This window comes from Thiohalocapsa sp., assembly GCF_019695415.1.
Lineage (GTDB): Bacteria > Pseudomonadota > Gammaproteobacteria > Chromatiales > Chromatiaceae > Thiohalocapsa.
Window position 1 is genome coordinate 1 of record NZ_JAIFKJ010000595.1, and the last position, 18,457, is coordinate 18,457.

An 18,457-nucleotide genomic window follows, 5' to 3' on the forward strand; every position below is an offset into this window, starting at 1 on the left:
GGCGGGCACCGGGCGGTTCTCGAGAACCCCGCCATCGCCGGGCGGCGCCGTGCGGGGCTTCTGGCAAGCGGCGGGCGCGTCATCCCGCTCGAAGAAGTGATGCGGCGGTATGGCCCGGACGATTGAGCTCACGCCTACCGCGGATCGGGAGCTTGGAACGCAATATCGTCGCGGCTCAGCTGCCCAGGCGTGGCGGCGTGACGGCGTGGCGGCCCTCGGCCGCGGCCAGCGGGGTCAGTCGCTGCCCGACGACCCACGCAAGGTCAGCAGGTAGGCGATCAGATCCGCCAGCTCCTGCTCGGTCAGCGCGGCGCAGGGCATGGTCGCGTCCGCAATGGCGGCCTTGGGCTCGGTCAGATAGAGGTGCAGCCAGGCGGCGTCGCGACGCAGACCGACGTCGTCGAGGCTGCCGCCGAGATCGGCCATCGGCCCGGATTCCCCGGCGATGGTGTGGCACATCCCGCACATTTTGGCGGCGTAGACGGCTTGGCCGGCCTCTGGGTCGCCCTGCTGCGCATGCACAGGCACCACTGCCAAGGCGGCGGCTATCAGGACAGCCATGCTCAGCTGCTTCATGGTCAAGAACTCCTCTTCGATTGGCTGTGCCGCCATCGCCGCCGGTCAGCGGCCCGCTTGTTGAGCCCCGGCGGGCGCTGCCAGTGCAGCCTCCGCATCTGTGGTGAGCACACTCAGCAGGTCTTTGTGGCCGACATGCGCGTGGCAAGTCACGCAGTGCATGTTTGAGCCCTGCTGAAAATAGGTCTGGTGGGCAAAGGCGGCCGTCGGGTCGTCACTTGTTGCATCCCGAAGCCGCGCATGGCAGCGGAGGCAGCCCGAGTCGTAGACATAGTCGGCTCGTCGGTCGAGGTTGCCGACCCAGTCCGGCTCCTTGAACAGCGACAGCACCTGCGCCCAGCCGTCGTGCAGGCCCGTGTGGACTTTGGCCGCCAGGTAGCGCACCGGCCCTGTGTGCGGCAGGTGGCAATCCACACAGGCCGCCGCCACCCCGCCCGGATTGCGGCCGCCGTGGCTGTCCTGGTCGTAGGCCTGTGCGAAGGGCTCCATGCTGTGACAGACCGTGCAGAAGGCGCGGTCCGAGGTCGCCTCGATCACGGTGTCGGTCAGGGCCCAGCCCCCGGCCATACCGGCGGAGATGAGGATGATCAGGACCGGCGTGCCCATCAGCAGCCATGTTCGGATGCGCTTCATGCGGTGCCCCCCTTCCTATTTGAGCTATGCACGATGCCGCGAGGCGGTCGAGCCGCCGAGCGACCGCCGCCGCCCTCATCGCGGGGCCTGACGGCGGCTGTCGGGATGGTCTGGCCGATGCGCGTCGCCCGGAGCGTCCTCGCTCCGGTACCTTCAGTGTAGACCCGGATTGCACTGTCACCGGCATAGGCCGTGGCGTCTGCAACCTCGTGCCCGCAGCTCCGCCACGTCCGTATGCCGTAACATCAGGTCTGCGATGTGCCGCCGCTTTGCGTCGCGGCCTGGAGGCCGCTCCCACAGGTGCCCCGTACTTCGTACTCCGCACTCCGCACTTCTTTCCCATGCTCGACACCTACGACAAACGCATCCTCGACATCCTCCAGCAGGACGGCCGCATCAGTAATCAGGATCTGGCCGACCGCATTGGCCTCTCCCCGTCGCCGTGCCTGCGGCGCGTTCGGGCGCTCGAGGAGGCCGGGATCATTGAGGGCTACCGGGCGCTTCTTAGTGCTAAGGCGCTGGGGCTGAACCTCATCGCCTTCCTCAGCATCGCCATGGACCGGCACACACCGGAGCGCTTCGCCAACTTCGACGCCCAGGTGGCGGCCATGCCGGAGGTGCTGGAGTGCTTCCTGATCACCGGCCGTGATGCGGACTACCAGCTCAAGGTCATCGTGCGGGACATGGACGCCTATCAGGACCTACTGCTCAACAAGCTGACCCGCATCGAGGGCGTGAGCGGCGTGCACTCCAGCTTCGTGCTGCGGCGGGTGGTTGAGCGGACGACGTTGCCGGTCAACTGACGGCCATCGGCGGGAATCCCGGCACCGCCTGCGAAGCGCGTTGCCCGCCCTCAATCCAACCGCCCCGCACTCAGCACCGGCACCAGCCACCAGTGGAGCCCGGTGCCAGCGAAGGCGCCGCCCAGGTCCGCGAGCACCTGGTCCGCTTCAACCTGGGGCAGCGCGATCAGGAACAGCACCCGGCGGCTGCGCCCGGCCACCTGCTCGGCGAGGGTCATGGAGTGCTCGGAAGAGCCATGGCCCGCCATCGGCAGGCTGGAGAAGCCCGGCACGTCATGACGCTCGAGAAGCCACTCCGCCAACGCGTCTTCCAGCGCCGTGGGCACGATCAGATGCAGCAGCACGTCTGACATGGGGCCTCCTCAGCCGAAGCGCCGGTAAAGAATAGGCAGCAGGATCAGGGTCAGCGCCGTCGAGGACACCAGCCCACCGATGACGACGATGGCAAGCGGGCGCTGGATCTCCGAGCCCGGCCCGGTGGCGAAGAGCAGTGGCACCAGCCCGAAGGCGGCGATGCTCGCGGTCATGAGCACCGGCCGCAGGCGACGCTTCGCGCCCTCAACGACAACCTCGCCGATGGGTCGCCCCAGGGCCTGGAGCTGCTTGAACCAGGTGACCATCACCACGCCGTTCAGCACCGCGATACCAAGCAGGGCGATGAAGCCGACCGACGCCGGCACCGACAGGTACTCGCCGGTGATGTAAAGCCCCACCACGCCGCCGATGAGCGCAAAGGGGATGTTGGAGAGTACCAACAGCGCCTGCCGCACCGAGCCGAAGGTGGAGAAGAGCACCAGAAAGATCAGCCCCAGGGCCACCGGCACCACCAGCGCCAGGCGTGCGGCGGCGCGCTGCTGATTCTCGAACTCCCCGCCCCATTCCAGCCAATAGCCCGTGGGAAGGTCCACCTGCTCCGCCACGGCGGCCTTCGCCTCCTCGACGAACCCCACCAGGTCTCGGCCTTCGACGTTCGCGATGGCCACCGCGAGCCGGTTGCCGAGCTCCCGCGACAGCGCCACCGGGCCCTCGACGCGCTCCATGGTCACCAGATTGCTTAAGGGGACAGAGCGCCCGTCGGGGGTGGCCACCTGCAATCCTTTGAAGCGCGCGGGCGACGTGCGCAGGGCCTCGTCGCCGCGCATCACCAATGGCCGGCGCTTGCCCTCGCGGTAGACGGTGCCAACGTCGAGCCCTTCTACCTGCGCGCGCAGCAGCGCCGCCAGGGCATCGGCGTCGATGCCGAGCCGGCCTGCCTCCATGCGGTCCACCACCAGGTTCAGGTACTGCGCGCCCTCGTTGCGGGGCGTGTAGACGTCCTGGGCGCCCTCGATGCGTGACAGCACCCGCACGATCTCCTCGGTGATGCGGTTCAGCGCATCCTGATCGCCGCCGAAGACCTTGACGGCCAGGTCGCCGCGCACGCCGGTGAGCATTTCCGACACCCGCATCTCGATGGGCTGGGTGAAGGCGTAGTCGAGCCCCGGGAAGCGCTCCAGCACCGCGCGAATGGCCTCGATGAGGGCGTCCTTGGTCTCGAAGCGCCAGTCTTCGCGCGGGGCCAGCACCAGGAAGCTGTCGGTCTGGTTCAGGCCCATGGGGTCGAGACCCAGCTCGTCCGAGCCAGTACGAGCAATGATGGCGCGGACCTCCGGCACCGCGTCCATGATGGCGCGCTGCACGCGCTGATCGATGGCGATGGACTCATCCAGATTAATGGACGGCAGCTTCTCCAGCTGCACCACCAGATCGCCCTCGTCCATTGTGGGCATGAAGGCCTTGCCGATGCGGGTGTAGAGCGCACCTGTGCCCACCAGAAGGGCCAGGGCGACCACGATCACAAGCCACTGGTTGCGCAGGGACCAGTTCAGCACCGGTGTGTAGAGCCGCAGCAGCTGGCGCACCACCCAGGGGTCGTCGTGGCCGCCCTTGCCGAGCAGGAAGGACGCGAGCGTCGGGATGACCGTGAGCGACAATAGCAGCGAGCTCGCCAGCGCGAAGACGATGGTGAGCGCCACCGGCACGAAGAGCTTGCCCTCCAGCCCCTGCAGCGTGAGCAGCGGCAGAAAGACGATGATGATGATCAGAATGCCGGATGCCACCGGCACCGACACCTCTCGCGTGGCGCGGAAGATCAGGTGCAGCCGCGGCAGATGCCGGCGGTGCCCGCCTTTGTCGCCGACACCCTCCCGGTCGCCTTCGCCTTCGGCGTCGTGGCCGTGATTACCCCCATTGCCTCCATGGCGCGAGAGCTGGCTCACGATGTTCTCCACCACCACAACGGCGGCATCCACGAGCATACCGATGGCAATCGCGAGCCCGCCGAGGGACATCAGATTCGCCGACAGCCCGAATTGACGCATGAGGATGAAGGTGCCGAGCGCCGCCAGCGGCAGGATCAGCGCCACCGTCAGCGCCGCGCGGAGATCACCCAGGAACAGCACGAGCAGCACCAGCACCAAAATGGTGGCCTCGACGAGGGCCTTGCTCACCGTATGCACGGCCTTGTCCACCAAGTCGCCGCGGTCGTAAAAGATCTGTATCTCAACGCCGTCCGGCAGCCCGGGCGTCAGCTCCGAGAGCTTGGCCTTGACGCCATCGACAACCTCGCGGGCATTGGCCCCACGCAGGCCGAGCACCAGGCCCTCTACGGTTTCGCCGGCACCGTCGCGGCTGACGGCGCCATAGCGGGTCAGCGCCGAACGGCGCACCTCGGCGATGTCCGCCACGCGCACCGGCTGTTCGGTACTGCCGCCGACAACGATGTTGGCCAAGTCGTCCAAGGTGACGATGGCGCCCTCGCTTCGCACCAAGAGCGCCTCTTCACCCTCGTCCAGGCGCCCGGCACCGTCGTTGCGGTTGTTGCGCTCGATGGCTTCGCGCAGGTCCGCGAGTGCCACGCCGAAGACGGCCATGCGCGCGTGGTCCGGCACCACTTCGAAGGTGGTCACGAAGCCGCCCAGGGCATTCACGTCCGCCACGCCAGGCACCGAGCGCAGCGCCGGCCGGATCGTCCAGTCCAGCAGGTCGCGCTTTTCGGCGAGGGAGAGGTCGCCGCCCTCGATGCTGAACATGAGCATCTCGCCAAGCGGCGTGGTCATGGGCGCGATGCCGCCGGTGACACCGTCCGGCAGGTCCGGCCAGACGGCGGCGAGGCGCTCGGACACCTGCTGGCGCGCCCAATAGATATCTGTGCCCTCCTTGAAATCCACGGTGATGTCCGTCAGCGCATACTTGGCGATGGAGCGCAGCATGGTCTGCCGCGGGATGCCGAGCATCTCCACCTCCACGAGCGCGGTGATCCGGGACTCCACCTCCTCCGGCGTCATGCCGGGCGCCTTGACGATAACCTTCACCTGGGTCGTGGAGACATCCGGAAAGGCATCGATGGGCGTCTGCTGAAAGGCGCGCCAGCCGCCGCCAGCAAGCAGCAGCACCGCGAGCAGCATCAAGAGCCGCTGGGTGAGCGCAAACTGGATCAGCCGGGCGAGCATCAGCCGCCTCCCTCGGGGATACCAGCACCACTGAGCCAGGCGGCCTTCAGTGCTACCACGCCGCTCACCGCCACTTGGTCTGCCGCGGACAGGTCGCCCTGCACCACCAGGGTTCGGTCTTCTTCGGCCAGTAACGCCACCGGCACCGCACGGAAGCCGCCCTCGGCGGCGGCGAACACATAGGCGTCGCCCCCATCGCGCACGACGGCGGCGCGCGGCAGGCGCCAGGCCGCAGCACCGGCAGCTTTGGTGTCTTCACCTTCTCGCCCCGCACCCGTGCGCAGCTGCACCTCTGTAAATTGCCCCGGGCGCAGGTCCGCCGTGCCCTGGCTGACCTCCGCGCGCACCAGTACGCCCTGATCCTCGCCGTGCACCATGCGGCCGACGGTGATAATGCGCCCCTCCACGTCCAGCGCGGGCAGCTGTACCCGGCCACCCACCTGCACGCCCTTCAGAGCGTCTACGGGGACATGCACCTCTACCCATAACGGCGAAAGCTCACCGACCCGGTAGAGCGGCGCAGAAGCGGCGACGGATTCGCCTGTATCCACCATCTGCTCCAGCACCACGCCGCCGATGGGCGTGCGCACCGGCAGGGTGCTGGACAGTCGCCGGCTCTCAGCCAGCGCCTCGATGGCCGCAGGCTCCAGCCCGGCCAGCGCCAGGCGCTGGCGATGCTGGTCCACCATCGTCGCCAGCTCCCGACGCCTGGCCTGGGCCTCGATGACCCGGCGCTCCGCTGTGATGCCCTCGCGGTGCAACATCTGCTCTCGGGCCAGCTCGCTGTCGGCGAGACCGAGCCTTGTCAGCGCTTCCAGGTAGTCGCTCTGCACCGCCACCAGCTCCGGGCTCGCCAGCTGTGCCAGCACCTGTCCCGGCTCAACGCGCTCGCCCTCGGCCACCAGCAGGGCCTCGATGACGCCCGCCTGGGGTGCGGCCACCACCCGCAGCTGGCGGTTCGGCACAGCCACCTTGCCAGGGTAGCGGCGGCTCAGCGCCGTGCCGGCGAGCTCAGGCGCTGCGAGCTCGATGCCGAATGCCGCCCGCTCATCGGCGCTGAGAGGAACCACGTGCTGGGCCGGGTCGGCGGCGTCGGCGGCGGCAAGGGGCAGCGGCGCAAGCGCCGACACACACAGTACCGCCGCCGTTGCAGCCCAGCAGCGCGGACGGGCGTAACGGCCGGAACGGTCATGTCGCGGTGAGACGATCATTCGGGCAGGACTCCAAGGGCTTGGTTCAGACGGGAGATCGCACGACCCTGCGCAAGCTGCCGCAGCGCCAGGTCCAGGCGCGCCTCCCGGGCGCGCTCCTGGGCGCGCAGTAAGGCTGTCAGATCGCCCTCCCCGAGGTCGAAGGCACGCCGGGCGAGGTCCAGGGCGCGCTCGGTGACGTCGACGCGCTCCCGCGCGGCGGTGAGCTGCTGCTGTGCGCCGCTGACAGCGGCCCCGGCGGCGGCGATGTTCCGGGCCACCTCGCGGCGCGCCTGTTGCAGCTCCGCGAGCTGGTCGGTAACACCCTGCTCGGCCTCGGCCAGGGCCGGAGCGCTGGTGCTGCCCAACCCAAAGGGTAGGCTCAGCTCCAATTGCAGGGCGTCGTCCTCCGGCGAATTGCGGTCGGCGCGGGCATGCTTGACACCCAGGCTGAGCAGCGGGCTGCCGCGGCGGTCCGCGCTCACCCGACCGCGCTCGGCGCGGGCGCGGGCAACGCCCTGCTCAAGGCTCGCCAGCAGTGGGTGAGACTGCGCAATGGGCGCCGGGAGCCCCTTGCCACCACCGGCATTCGGCGTGTCCGCGGGGCTTCCGGCAGCGACCGCCTCAGGCGTCACTGCCGCCGTCTCTGTGAGGGGCACCGGCAGCTCCGCCAGGCTGGTGAGCGCACGATAGGCCGCCATCGCCTCGGCGTGGTCCGCGCGGGCGGCGGCGAGCTCACTCTGGCGCGCCAGCGTGTCCTGGCGAGCCAGCAGCAGGTCCAACCGGGCCAGCTCGCCAGCGGACTCACGCTTCGCCACCGTTGCTTCTAGAACCTCGGCGGCCGCGAGCGCGGCCTCCGCTTGGCGCAACCGCCCCGCGGCCAGGGCCGCCTCCCACGTCAGCTCGCGCACCATGCCGGCCATCTCCCAGCGCAGGCGGGCACGCAGCGCCTCCGCCGCAGCGCCGGTGGCGTCCGCCAGAGCGAAGCGGGCGCTGCGCTGCCCAGGCAGCAGCAGCGGCAAGTCAACCATGGCTTCCACCTCGTAGGCACCTTGGTCGCCGGTCAACTCGTCCGACAGCAGCTTCACCCGCAGTGCCGGGTTCTCCGCGAGCAGGCCGCGGGCCTTCTTGCGCACGGCATCGCCCACCGCGCGCTGAGCGTCGACGCGCTGGCCCTGCTCGGCGAGGGCAAGCGCCGTATCCACGGCTTCGCCAAGGGTCGCCGCCGTGACGTCTTGCCAGGCGGGCAGAAGCAGCAGGGCCAGCGCCACAACCAGCAACGCCAGCCGCGTGCCCTCTTGCCCGGCAGGGCTTGCCGGCACGCTGATGTATCGCCGCAACGACCGCACCTGTCTGTGCCGTTGGAGCACGATACCCGGGCTCAGTCCCGGTCCTCGTAGAGCAGGCTGCCGTCGTCGATGGCGAAGTAGAGCTCCCAGACCTGACCGTCTGCGTCGCGGATCTCGACCTCCCAGGCTTCGCGACCGTGCTTGCGCTCGCGATCGGTGCCGATGACCTCGCCCGGGCGCTGGGCCAGGGCCTTGTCGACGGCCTGCTGCATGGACAGCGGACCGGCAACCTTCCCGTCGGCGGCGAAGAGCGTGCCGGCGCCCGCGGCGAGGGCAAGGACGGTGACCGCGATGAGACGGATCGGTGTGTACATATCGATGCTCCTAGTGTGCGTGCGTTTGACGGCGTCGGCGCTGATGCCGCTGCCGACCGCCGCCAACTTGGCACACAGACTGCCGGACGATGCTGAATTCGAGCTGAACACGGGCAGCATGAGCAAAGCGCAGCGTGCCCACCGCCTGGTCACGATGCGCACGCTGGCGCTTTGCACATCCTCTCTGCCCGCAAACGGCTCAGGTGGACGTCGGCACTGGCAGGTTCACGCGAGCAAGGAAGCCACCCAGGTCTGCGGAGCGCCCGAGCTGCATCGCCCCACCGTAGGACTCGGCGATTTCCCGGGCAATGGCAAGCCCCAGCCCATGACCGTCCACCTGCTCGTCCAGACGCTCGCCGCGGCGGGCGATGCGGGCCAGCTCGGCGTCGTCACAGCCGGGACCATCGTCTTCCACAACGATCTGCAGCGCCGCTCCATCGCCGCTCCGTATTAGGGTGCAGCGGACCCTGTGCTCGGCCCACTTGCAGGCGTTGTCCATGAGGGTACCGAGGATCTCCAGCAGATCCTCGCGGTCCAGGGCGATGGGCGCGGGCAGCTCGTTGCCGCAGGCGATATCCAGCGTCTTGTCCCGATACATGGCGAGCAGCAGCCGGCGAAGGTCGGGCAATTCCCGCGCCGGGTCGAACATCGAGCCTGCCTTGGCACGCCCGGCGATGCGCGCGCGCTTGAGCTCGCGCTCCACCAGGGCGGTGATGCGCTCGACTTCCGCCGCACAGACGCGCCTCGCACTGTCAACGGGCTCGGCGCCGGCGGGGGTATGCGCTGAAGCATCTATGGGCGCTCGCAACTGCTGACGCATCAAACTGAGCGGGCCCTTCAGCGCATGGGCCAGGTTGCCCGCGGCGTTGCGCGAGCGAGTCAGCCGCCGCTCGTAGACGGCGAGCAGACCGTTGAGCTTGCGCACCAGGGGCAGGATCTCCGCCGGCACGCGCTCGGTGAGGCGACTGGTGGCACCCCGCTCCAGGGCGTCGATATCCTGATACACGGTCAGGAGCCGGCGGAAGGAGCGGCGCAAGATCACCCGCTGCAGCAGCAGCATCGCCAGCAGCCCGGCGACGGCCAGCACCGCGAACAGCTGCTCGTAACCCCTGAGCGTGCCGAGCAGCGGGCTCAGATCCTCGGCGACGGCAATGGTGACCGGCCCCTCCGCCACCCGGTAGCCCGCGGCGCGCACCAGGAGCGGCTGGTCGGCAGGTCCGTCCGCGTGCCAGGTGTGCACCTCTCCCGTGGGTATCGGCACCAGGTTCAGATCTTGGTCCCAGAGCGAGCGCGAGCGGACGGCACCGCCGTCCGCGGTCAGCACCTTGAAGTAATGCCCGGAGAAGGGCTGGCGATAGACAGGCAAGAGGTGGTCGGCCGCCTGCTCCACATGACCGATGTGCTCCCAGCGCCCGAGCAGGGCTTGGGTGTCATGCTCCAGCCGGGAGAGCACATAGGCATCCGTGGAGCGGTGCAGGGCGCCATGGCCGAGCCACCAGGCGGCGCCGATCAACAGCGCCAGACTCAGGCCCAGCCCCAGATTGAGCCGGTTCTCCAGCGAATCCCTAGGGGTGAAGCCCAGACAGCGGCGGAGGGCCGCGATGCCCCGTGCCGCGCGCGTAGTCTGGGTGGCCAACGTCGTCTCAGTGCTGGGAGGGGAAGACATAGCCCTGCCCGCGCTGGGTGCGCAGATGATGCTCCCCGAGCTTACCCCGCAGCCGGCGCACATAGACCTCGATGGTGTTGCCGCCAGGCTCGGCATGCTGGTCGTACACGTGCTCGGTGAGCCACGCCTTGGACAGCACCTTGTCCGGATTACGCATGAACGCGCGCAGGAGCCGGAACTCGGTGCCCGTTAAGCTGCACTCGGTGCCGTCCGCAAGCTGCACGCATTGACGATCCTCGTCCAGCGTCAGCCCGGCAACCCGCAGCCGCGGGCTCGCCCGGCCAGCGCTGCGGCGCGTAAGCGCCTGCAGACGCGCGAGCAGCTCCTGCATGTGGAAGGGCTTGCCGAGGTAGTCGTCGGCGCCGGCCCGCAGACCATCCACGCGCTCGTGCCAGGCATCGCGAGCGGTGAGGATCAGCACCGGCGTGTGGACCTCCGAGGCGCGCCACTCGCCGAGCACCTCAAGCCCGGCCTTCCCAGGCAATCCCAGGTCAAGCACGATGACGTCGTAGGGCTGCTCGGTGCCGAGAAAGGCACCGTCCACGCCGTCTTTGGCCCAGTCCACGGCATAGCCCGCCTCCGCCAGATCGCGGCGCAGGGCGCGAGCGAGCTCGATATCGTCTTCGATCAGCAGCAGGCGCATGGCGAGCGGCACTAGGCTCGATCAATCATCGTCCGGCTCAACCTCGATGAGCTCGCCGGTGGTGGCATCGAGCTCGACCTCCCAGAGGCGCCCGTCCGCGTCCAGCACTTCCATTTCATAGACATAGGCGTCGTGCTCCCGCTCATAGTGCAGCTCCAGCTCGATCAGCGTCCCTGCCTGTACGGCCTGCACCCGCGGCAGAATCTCCGCAAGCGGCAGGATGGCGCCCTGCTGAACCAACCTGCGCGCGCGGTCGGCATCGGCGTCCGGGCGGGCCGCCTCGATGCCGAGCATTGCGGCGAGCGCAGCAGCACCGACGAGAAGCGCATGCCGGCTGCTAACGGACGGAATGCCAATCTGTGCGCTAAGGGCGGGCAACCGGTTGCTCCGTAACGGGATGGGACGGCCAATTCAGCATAGACGACCATGCAGAGGACGCGCACCGCCCCGGCACGGTGGAGCCCAAGGGAACCACCGCCTGCCGGCGGCCGCCTGCGATCGCTTCGCTGTGCCCGCCGACACGCCCTTGTCCTCCGGCTGGTTCGCGCACATCGGCGCCCCCTGCTCTCAGCCGTCGTCCGCCCCGGCGCGCGCCTGCCCGGCGGCGCCCACCGCCTGCGCCGCGAGCCGCTCGCCCATGTCGATGAGCCCCGCGGCCCGGTGGAACCCGGGGGCCTGACCACCAACGGGGGGGGTGTTGACGCAGATGTCCGGCGGGTAGGCGGCGAGCTTCCACGCGGGAGAGGGGGTCCGGAAGGGTCACATGGAGAGCCCAACAAGCTCGAAGACGTCCAGTCTGCCGGCGTCCTCGTCTCCGGGTCCGGCCTTGCCGCGAAAGCCATCTGCGATGTCGTCGAGGAAGGCAAGAATGCGCCCGTGGAGATCCTTAGGCTCATCCTGCTCCGAATCCGCGGTGGCCTTATCCTCGGGGGCCGCGTCTTCACTGCCGGGCTGAGGCAGCGCCGGTGGCGCCTGCGGCGGCCAGGGGGCGCCGCCGTCGTTGCCGTTCAGGTTGACGGCAATGGTGAGGTCGGTGAGATCGCGGAAGGTGGGTGCGATCGGGACCGGGTTCAGCAGACCGCCGTCGACGAGCTGATGGCCCAGGTACTCATGCGGCATAAACACCGTCGGCACAGCGATGGATGCACGAATGGCATCGAACAATGGGCCCTTGGAGATCCACACCTCGCGCTGACGCTGGATATCGGTGGCGACCGCCGTGAAGGTGATGGACAGATCCTCGATGCGGTGCTCGCCGACGAGCTCTCGCAGGGTTTCGATGATGCGGTCGCCCTTGATGAGACCGCTGCTCGACCAAGCCAGGTCCAAGAAGCGCAGCACATCCGCCCGGCGCAAGGCACAAATCCAGTCCCTATAAGCCGAGAGCCGCCCTGCCGCGTAGATGCCACCCACCAGCGCGCCCATGGAGCAGCCGGCAATAGAGTCGATGCGATACCCGTTGGCCGTTAGCCACTGAATGACGCCGATGTGGGCAAGGCCGCGGGCACCGCCGCTGCCGAGCACGAGGGAGACGCTGGTGGCCGAGCCGGTGGGGGCGCCGTCATCGGTTTGCTTTTGACTCATCCGCAGGAAACCTCGTGGCGGTGCTGAGGCGCTCAGGATACCGCTGTCAGCGGGTGGATTCTGCCGCAGGTGTGGCGAGTGAAGCTCGGCGCCCTGAGCCGGGTTGCGTGAAATCCTGCGCTCCAGCGCTGCGCCCTACGCTCCTGGGGGACTGATGGTCTGCCTTTGGAGCGGAAACCCCGGCGCCGGTCTGCTGTCGAGGGGAAGATTGCAAGTACACCGGAGCGACGCACGATGTTCAGTTTCTCCTTCTCCAATGCCAAGCGCCGCGCCTGGCTTCGCGGACTCGACGGGGCTCGCCGGTGGTCGGCGCCGGCGGCACTGCTCGGCGCGCTGCTGCTGGCCGCCGCGGCACCGCCAGCGCTCGGCGACGCAGCCCACCACGACGACACCAAGCCACAGAGCCGCGAAGGCCTCGGCCAGGTCTACATGGGCCTGGCGATCTCGCCGACGATGGGGCACCCCGGCGCACGCCGGCTGGTACGTGCGAGTGACGTCCGGGAGGGGCTGACGAACCGGGTGGTGGCGGCCATGGACCTCGCGGCCGATGCGGAGGTAGCGGACATCGGCGCCGGCACCGGCTACTTCGCTTTCCGGCTCGCCGAGCAGGTGCCCAGTGGCCGGGTGCTGGCGGTTGACATCCAGCCGGAGATGCTCGCCATCATGCGCGAGCGCATGGACGAGCGTGGAGTAGACAATGTGGACCTGGTGCTGGGCCGCGAAGACGATCCCGAGCTGCGCTCGAACAGCATCGACGCGGCGCTGATGGTGGACGCCTACCACGAGTTCGCCTACCCGCGGGAGATGATGGAGGCCATCGTCGCGGCGCTGCGCCCGGGCGGGCGGGTGTTCCTGGTGGAGTACCGCGGCGAGGATCCGCGCATCCCCATCAAGCCCCTGCACAAGATGACCGAGGCCCAGGCGCGCCGCGAAATGGCGGCGGTGGGGCTCACGCACGTGAAGACGCAGAGCTTTCTGCCGAGTCAACACTTCATGGTGTTCGAGAAGCCCGCGGCGGCACCCGAGCGCTGACAGGGGCGCATCGTCCCGTACCTCACCGCCACCCGGGCAGGCGCCGCAACGGCCCGAACCGCGCATCGAGCTGCGACCAGGGCCGCACGACCCAGGACTGCAGCCGCGCCTGGCCGGTGGCGGCGAGGATCTCGCAGCCGTCGTTGGGCAGGAGCAGCGAGACCTCCGGCGCCGCCGGCGCCCACGGTCGGAACGCCAGCGCGTTCATCGCCACCGGCCACTCGTCCACCAGCCGCATCCAGCGCCATTGCAACGACGGCGGCGCTTCCCCGGTGCGCACGATGCAGGGGGTCTCGGCCTCGGCCACCATGCGCCCCAGCTCGTTAGTGGCGAGCCACCAGCCCGCCGACTTGGCCGTGAGCATGATGAGCACGGCGGCCGCCGGCGCCGCGAGCCAGCCCGTGGGCACCCGCTCCGGCCGAACCGATCTGGCGCCGGCCGCCCCGCCTGCTGTCACGTCGGGCGCACCCCCTGGGCCGACGGAAGCGCCGGCGCGCCACAGCAGCACCTGCCCCACCAACGCCGCCAGCACCATGAAGCCGAGCCCGGCGACGAAGGTCAGCGCCGCCTTGAGCTTGATGCCCTGGCCAAAGAGAAACTCACCGCCGATCCACACCGCCAGCCCCACCAGCAGCGCCAACAGGACTCCGGACGCCAGCATGAGCCAGCACGCCCCAGCCATGCGTACACCGCGCAGCAGCACCAGGGCGCCCAGCAGAGACGCCAACGCCGCCGCCGCCAGCAGCGCGTCCTGTGCCGGCGTGGACGGCAACAGGTAATGCAGGGCGGCGTCCCCGCTCAAGTTCGAGCGCTCGTAGCGGTTCGCGCCCACCAGCGTCCAGCCCAAGCGCAGCAGGCCCGTCAGCGCGAGCCACGCAGCCAGCGCGAGCCAAGCCCAGCGCTGCAACGCCCCGCCCTGCTGCCGAGCCCAGGCCGCCCGCGGCGCCGACCAGCCGAGCCAGGCCGCCAGCACCGCGAGCCCGAGCGCCGGGACGAAGGCCATGGGGTGCAGCACCACGAACAAGGCGCCGAGGAGCCAGCCATAGATCCGCCCGGCGCGAGCCGCCGGCCACAGCGCCGCCGCGAGCACGAACGGCCAGGCCAAGTGCGCCGCCGTCAGCAGCTCCGAAACGCTGGAGAAGTTGATCTGGTGCATCGCGAGCCACAGCAGCGGGAACAGCACCAAGGCCGGCGCCACGCGCCGCACGATGAGCCAGCAGGCGGCAAGCGACACGACCGGCAGCGCCACATAGCCCAGGGAAAAGGCGTGACGCAGCAGCACCGGGTCGTCCGTGAAGCGCCCGGCGAGCATGCCCGGCAGCTGCGGCAGCAGCGCGCCGACGCGCAGGTTCGGCACCACGAAGTGCTCGTCGGCGGCGAGCTTGAACCAGTAGTAGGCGCCGTCACCGTAGAGCGGCAGTCCCACCAGCGCGGCCACCCCGTAGGCGAGGGCCAGCGCCAGCAGCCACAGGTCCACGGCGCGGCGGCCGTCCACGCCGGCGAGCCCGGCGAGCGTCTCGGGGTGTCTCACGGGATGCCGATGAGCTTGTGGGTCTGCAGGCTGAGCCGCCAGCGCGGATGCGCCAGGCAGTAAGCCACGGCGGCAGCGGTGTGCTCGGCGCGCCGCGGACCGTCCATGGGCTGCAGGTAGAAGTGTCGGAAGTCCAGGTCCACGAACCGCTCCGGCGGCGCTTTTGCCTGCGGGTAGACCAGCTTCAGCTCGTCGCCGGTGCGCTGCACAAGCCGGGCGTCGGCCTTGGGGCTCACGCAGACCCAGTCCACGCCCTTGGGCGCCGACAAGGTGCCGTTGGTTTCCACGGCGATCTCGAAGCCGCGGGCATGCAAGGCGTCGACGAGCGCCGCATCAAGCTGCAGTAGCGGCTCGCCGCCGGTGCAGACGACATAGCGGCCGGCGTCGGCGCCGGCCCAGGTCTGAGCCACATGCGCCGCCAGCGCCTGCGCCGTGTGGAAGCGCCCGCCGCCCGGCCCGTCCGCACCCCGGAAGTCCGTGTCGCAGAAGTCGCAAACGGCGGCGGCCCGGTCCTGCTCGCGGCCGGACCAGAGGTTGCAGCCCGCAAAGCGCAGAAATACCGCCGCGCGCCCGCTGCGGGCGCCCTCGCCTTGGAGGGTCGAGAAGCATTCCTTGACGGTGTAGCTGGCAGCCACGGGGCGTCAGTTAAGGCTGGCGCGCAACAGCGCGAGCATTTGGCGACGCAGTTTGGGCATCGGCTGCCTGGCGCACGTCGCGCCGAGGACGGCGCTGCCACAGCAATGCCACCCAACAATTGCGCTCATGCGGGTAGCGCCGGCCCAAGCCTCCCCCAGCACAGCACCGCACCGCAGCCCGGAGTCTGTTGCAGGTCGATGCGCTCGAGCCACGGCAGATCGCGCGCGGCCTGCTCGCGGATCCAGCGCGCGAGCCCGGCCGGGTCCGCCCCGGTGGGGCCGGTGAGCGTGTCCAGGCGGTGGTGATCCAGCCGCTCGTAGACGGGCCTGAACAGCGTCTTCACGTCACCGTAATCCACGGTCCAGCCGAGCACGTCATCCAGCGGCGCGCTCAGGTGCAGCCGCAATAGATAGCTGTGCCCGTGCAGCCGGCGGCGGCGGTCGCCGTCCGGCGCCTGCTCCAGGCGCAGCGCGGACTCGAAGCGCAGCTCCTTCCAGATGCGGTAGTGGGCGCCGTCGAAGTGGCAGCCGGCGGTCGCCGTTTCGTATACCGTCACCCAAGACAACGCCGGCACCTGCGGCTTGATCCTCGCCCAGAGCCAGCGGCACAAGAGCTCGCTGGTGGGGTTCTCGAGCCCCGGGATGTCGTTCAGGCAAGCATGATCCAGTTCTACCGCAAGGGGCGTCCAGAGGGCAGCGATGGCATCGAAGTCGACCCCCATGTCCGCTGCGCTTGGCCCGGCGCCGCCCAAGTCCTGGTCCAGGTGCAGGATCACCTCGAATCCATGGCCGTGCATGCGTCCGCAGGGGTGGCCTTCCGGCACCCGCGGGAGCCGGTGCGCCGCCTCGAAGCGGAAACGATGCCACAGGTGCGCGTGGCCGTCCGGGGCCAGGTCCACACCCGTGTCCACCGTGCTGCGAATGCCGACCGCGGCCACCCCCGGCACATTCGCTTCCGCCAGACGGCGATAGACGAAGCGGGCCAAGTTCTCGTCCGTCGGCACCGGCAGCCGCGCGTTCAAGTCGGCGTAATCCAACGGCGCGACAGCCGCCGCCAGCGCCACCTGCAGCGCATCCGTTTCGCCGCCGACAAAGCCCTCAGCCACTGGTGACCAGCCCGCCGGCAACGCAGCGCGCACCCGGGCCCGATAGCTGTGCCCGTGCAGGCGTGCTGCCCGGTGCTCCGGCGACAGCACTGGCACGCGGAGCGCGGCCTCGAAGGGAGTGGCGGCGATATGAAAGAGGTGGTCGTGCATGGTCTAGAAATGGGGGCTGAGGGCCGAGGGCTGAGGGCTGAGCTGTGGTGACCTCCCTGTCGCCGGCTCTGGGTCAGTCCCTTGCGGCGTCCAGCATCTCTCGCAGGAGCCGGAACAACTTGCGCGGCGCCTCGGGTCGGCCGCGCTCGGCGTCCCGCTGCGCCGCACGCATTAGGGTCCGCACCTGCTGGCGATCAGCATCGGGGTAGGCGTCCAACAGCTCTTTGAGTGCCGCATCGCCCTCTCCGATGAGCCGGGCTCGCCAGCGCTCCACCTGGTGATGCCGCGCGGTCGCCTGCCGCGCCTGCTCGGCGCGGGCGTCCAACAGCGCTTGCAGCGGCTCGGTGTTCTCCCGCGCCAGGCAGTTAGCCACCCGCTTCACATGCCGGCGCATCGCCCGGCGGTCCTTGATCCGGGCCGTCTCGTCGATGGCAGCCCAGGTATCGGCGCCGAGGCCGAGTCCTTCCAGCGCGGACCGTTGCAGGCCAAGTAGCTCCTCGGCCAGGTCCTGAAGCGCTAGGTACTCGCGCTTGCGGGCGCTCTTGCTGGCGGGCTCCTGGTCCGCCGCCTGTTCCGCGTCAGGGGTCGCATCGGGAGCGGAGGCCGCGTCAGAGACGGCATCGTCGTCCGCATCTTTTGAGTAACTGTCAACCTGCGTCATAGGCTGATTGTCGCCCATTTCAGCGTTCCCGGCGATGGTGGACACCGCAGCGGGCGCCCCGGGCAGACGCCGGACCCTCGACCCCGTTTCCGGGGCGCCAGCCGGGCATCCAGCAGGGAGCGCGGCAGGCAAAGCGGCTGGCCCTCGGCTATGCTCCCACCCTCCGGCCGCATGGGGTGCAAGCACCGCACCCGAACGACCCGTGAGCCGCATTGTCAGCCAAGGAGTCACACCGCCATGCTTTCATCCCACCGCCTCGTCCCCACCCTGCCGCTGCTTGCCCTGCTCGCCGGCTGCGGCGGGGACCTTATGGCCCCTGAAGGCGCCGCCAGCAATGCTTTCCTCAACAAGGTAGCCGGCGCCTGCGGAAACTTGAGCATCGGCACGCAGCCCATCAACTACCTGCTGGACATCAGCAATGACGACGTCACCTTCCTGGACGAAACCGCCAAGCTCGGCACCGGCGAGATCGACCCCGATACGTATCGCGAGGCCATCAACGGCTTCTACCCAACCGGCAACAACGAGCCTGCCATCGACTGCGTCATCGCGCAGTTGCGATGACGCAACACCCCGCAGGGTTTGGATCACACAGGTGACTGAGCAACGCGTTTCGACAGCACAGGTCGGATGACCGTGCGCTCTTATGCTGCTGTACGACCCGCCGGCCCAGTAAGTGGACACCGATTCATTGTGCGTCCTGCCCAAAAATCGGACGGAGCCGGGCCTGTGCAGACAGAGGGCGGTTTCCCGGCTTCTTCATTTTCAACAACTTGCGTCATCACAAATGGCGGGACATCCTGCGCCGCGCGGGAAACGCCAACAGATCGGCATTTCCCCAACATAGACCTTAATTGCTCGCTTCCGCTGAATGCCGCGCCCGACACCGAGGCCTACTGATACCGCAGTATCCCTGCCCGACGGCAACACCGCCGACACTGCCAACCAAGCCGTCGTCATCCCGGTCATGCTCGCGGGCTCTACGCTCTGGGGTCTGTACTGGCTGCCTTTGCGCTGGCTGGAGCAGGCAGGGCTCGGTGGGCTGTGGGCGCTGACGGTCATCTACATCGGGGCCACGGCCACGCTTGGGCTC

17 protein-coding genes and 2 pseudogenes are annotated in these 18,457 nt (G+C 69.2%); 4 read left to right on the plus strand and 15 right to left on the minus strand.

The genetic code is table 11. The features are described from left to right. Positions 1–234: 234 nt before the first annotated feature. Both I6U14_RS16300 and I6U14_RS16305 read right to left on the minus strand, forming a co-directional pair. Positions 235–576 (minus strand): c-type cytochrome, encoded by a 342-nt coding sequence (locus tag I6U14_RS16300; RefSeq protein WP_296900619.1) that lies wholly within the window; start codon positions 574–576, stop codon positions 235–237. Positions 577–621: 45 nt separating this feature from the next. Then, positions 622–1,209, minus strand: coding sequence for a NapC/NirT family cytochrome c (locus tag I6U14_RS16305; protein ID WP_296900620.1), 588 nt, complete (start codon positions 1,207–1,209; stop codon positions 622–624). A gap of 341 nt (positions 1,210–1,550) precedes the next feature. Between I6U14_RS16305 and I6U14_RS16310 the strand changes: the two genes are divergently transcribed. Continuing rightward, positions 1,551–2,012, plus strand: a complete 462-nt coding sequence (locus tag I6U14_RS16310) for an Lrp/AsnC family transcriptional regulator (protein ID WP_296900622.1) — start codon at positions 1,551–1,553, stop codon at positions 2,010–2,012. 50 nt (positions 2,013–2,062) lie between these two features. On the opposite strand, the gene I6U14_RS16315 is transcribed toward I6U14_RS16310, so the two are convergent. The 9 genes and pseudogenes from I6U14_RS16315 to I6U14_RS16355 all read right to left on the minus strand — a co-directional run bounded on the left by I6U14_RS16315 (position 2,063) and on the right by I6U14_RS16355 (position 12,249). Next, on the minus strand, positions 2,063–2,365 hold the full coding sequence (locus I6U14_RS16315; RefSeq protein WP_296900624.1) for a DUF3240 family protein: 303 nt from the start codon (positions 2,363–2,365) through the stop codon (positions 2,063–2,065). Between the two features lie 9 nt (positions 2,366–2,374). Then, positions 2,375–5,503 (minus strand): CusA/CzcA family heavy metal efflux RND transporter, encoded by a 3,129-nt coding sequence (locus I6U14_RS16320; RefSeq protein ID WP_296900626.1) that lies wholly within the window; start codon positions 5,501–5,503, stop codon positions 2,375–2,377. After that, entirely contained in the window at positions 5,503–6,714 is a 1,212-nt protein-coding gene (locus I6U14_RS16325) for an efflux RND transporter periplasmic adaptor subunit (protein ID WP_296900628.1), read from the minus strand. Before I6U14_RS16325 ends, I6U14_RS16320 begins: the two co-directional genes overlap by 1 nt. Next, the gene (locus I6U14_RS16330; protein WP_296900630.1) at positions 6,711–8,033 is read right to left on the minus strand and encodes a TolC family protein; all 1,323 of its coding nucleotides are present in this window, start codon (positions 8,031–8,033) and stop codon (positions 6,711–6,713) included. Before I6U14_RS16330 ends, I6U14_RS16325 begins: the two co-directional genes overlap by 4 nt. A gap of 41 nt (positions 8,034–8,074) precedes the next feature. After that, positions 8,075–8,356 carry a PepSY domain-containing protein gene (locus I6U14_RS16335; protein ID WP_296900632.1) on the minus strand — a complete coding sequence of 94 codons (282 nt, stop codon included), beginning with the start codon at positions 8,354–8,356 and terminating at the stop codon, positions 8,075–8,077. A 199-nt stretch (positions 8,357–8,555) separates the two neighbouring features. Beyond that, positions 8,556–9,992 carry a sensor histidine kinase gene (locus I6U14_RS16340; RefSeq protein WP_296900634.1) on the minus strand — a complete coding sequence of 479 codons (1,437 nt, stop codon included), beginning with the start codon at positions 9,990–9,992 and terminating at the stop codon, positions 8,556–8,558. A gap of 7 nt (positions 9,993–9,999) precedes the next feature. After that, complete coding sequence (locus tag I6U14_RS16345; protein WP_296900636.1) at positions 10,000–10,665, minus strand: response regulator transcription factor; 666 nt, start codon at positions 10,663–10,665, stop codon at positions 10,000–10,002. A gap of 21 nt (positions 10,666–10,686) precedes the next feature. After that, the gene (locus I6U14_RS16350) at positions 10,687–11,043 is read right to left on the minus strand and encodes a PepSY domain-containing protein (protein ID WP_296900638.1); all 357 of its coding nucleotides are present in this window, start codon (positions 11,041–11,043) and stop codon (positions 10,687–10,689) included. A 189-nt stretch (positions 11,044–11,232) separates the two neighbouring features. Further along, a pseudogene (locus tag I6U14_RS16355) lies at positions 11,233–12,249 on the minus strand (patatin-like phospholipase family protein). Positions 12,250–12,483: 234 nt separating this feature from the next. Between I6U14_RS16355 and I6U14_RS16360 the strand changes: the two are divergent. After that, positions 12,484–13,281: a class I SAM-dependent methyltransferase gene (locus tag I6U14_RS16360; RefSeq protein ID WP_296900640.1), complete on the plus strand. Its 798-nt coding sequence runs from the start codon at positions 12,484–12,486 to the stop codon at positions 13,279–13,281. Between the two features lie 22 nt (positions 13,282–13,303). On the opposite strand, the gene I6U14_RS16365 is transcribed toward I6U14_RS16360, so the two are convergent. From I6U14_RS16365 to yjgA, 4 genes are all read right to left on the minus strand, one after another. Continuing rightward, positions 13,304–14,812: a hypothetical protein gene (locus I6U14_RS16365; protein ID WP_296900642.1), complete on the minus strand. Its 1,509-nt coding sequence runs from the start codon at positions 14,810–14,812 to the stop codon at positions 13,304–13,306. Then, positions 14,809–15,447 (minus strand): 7-carboxy-7-deazaguanine synthase, encoded by a 639-nt coding sequence (gene queE / locus I6U14_RS16370; protein ID WP_296900644.1) that lies wholly within the window; start codon positions 15,445–15,447, stop codon positions 14,809–14,811. Before queE ends, I6U14_RS16365 begins: the two co-directional genes overlap by 4 nt. A gap of 125 nt (positions 15,448–15,572) precedes the next feature. Then, a complete protein-coding gene (locus I6U14_RS16375; RefSeq protein ID WP_296900646.1) occupies positions 15,573–16,703 on the minus strand; it encodes a 6-carboxytetrahydropterin synthase in 1,131 nt (376 codons plus the stop codon). A gap of 73 nt (positions 16,704–16,776) precedes the next feature. Then, positions 16,777–17,382, minus strand: coding sequence for a ribosome biogenesis factor YjgA (gene yjgA, locus I6U14_RS16380; protein WP_296900648.1), 606 nt, complete (start codon positions 17,380–17,382; stop codon positions 16,777–16,779). 219 nt (positions 17,383–17,601) lie between these two features. Here yjgA and I6U14_RS16385 point away from each other — a divergent pair, with 219 nt between their 5' ends. Both I6U14_RS16385 and I6U14_RS16390 read left to right on the plus strand, forming a co-directional pair. Then, positions 17,602–17,928, plus strand: a complete 327-nt coding sequence (locus I6U14_RS16385; protein ID WP_296900650.1) for a hypothetical protein — start codon at positions 17,602–17,604, stop codon at positions 17,926–17,928. A 307-nt stretch (positions 17,929–18,235) separates the two neighbouring features. Beyond that, a pseudogene (locus tag I6U14_RS16390) lies at positions 18,236–18,457 on the plus strand (hypothetical protein); the annotation flags it as partial.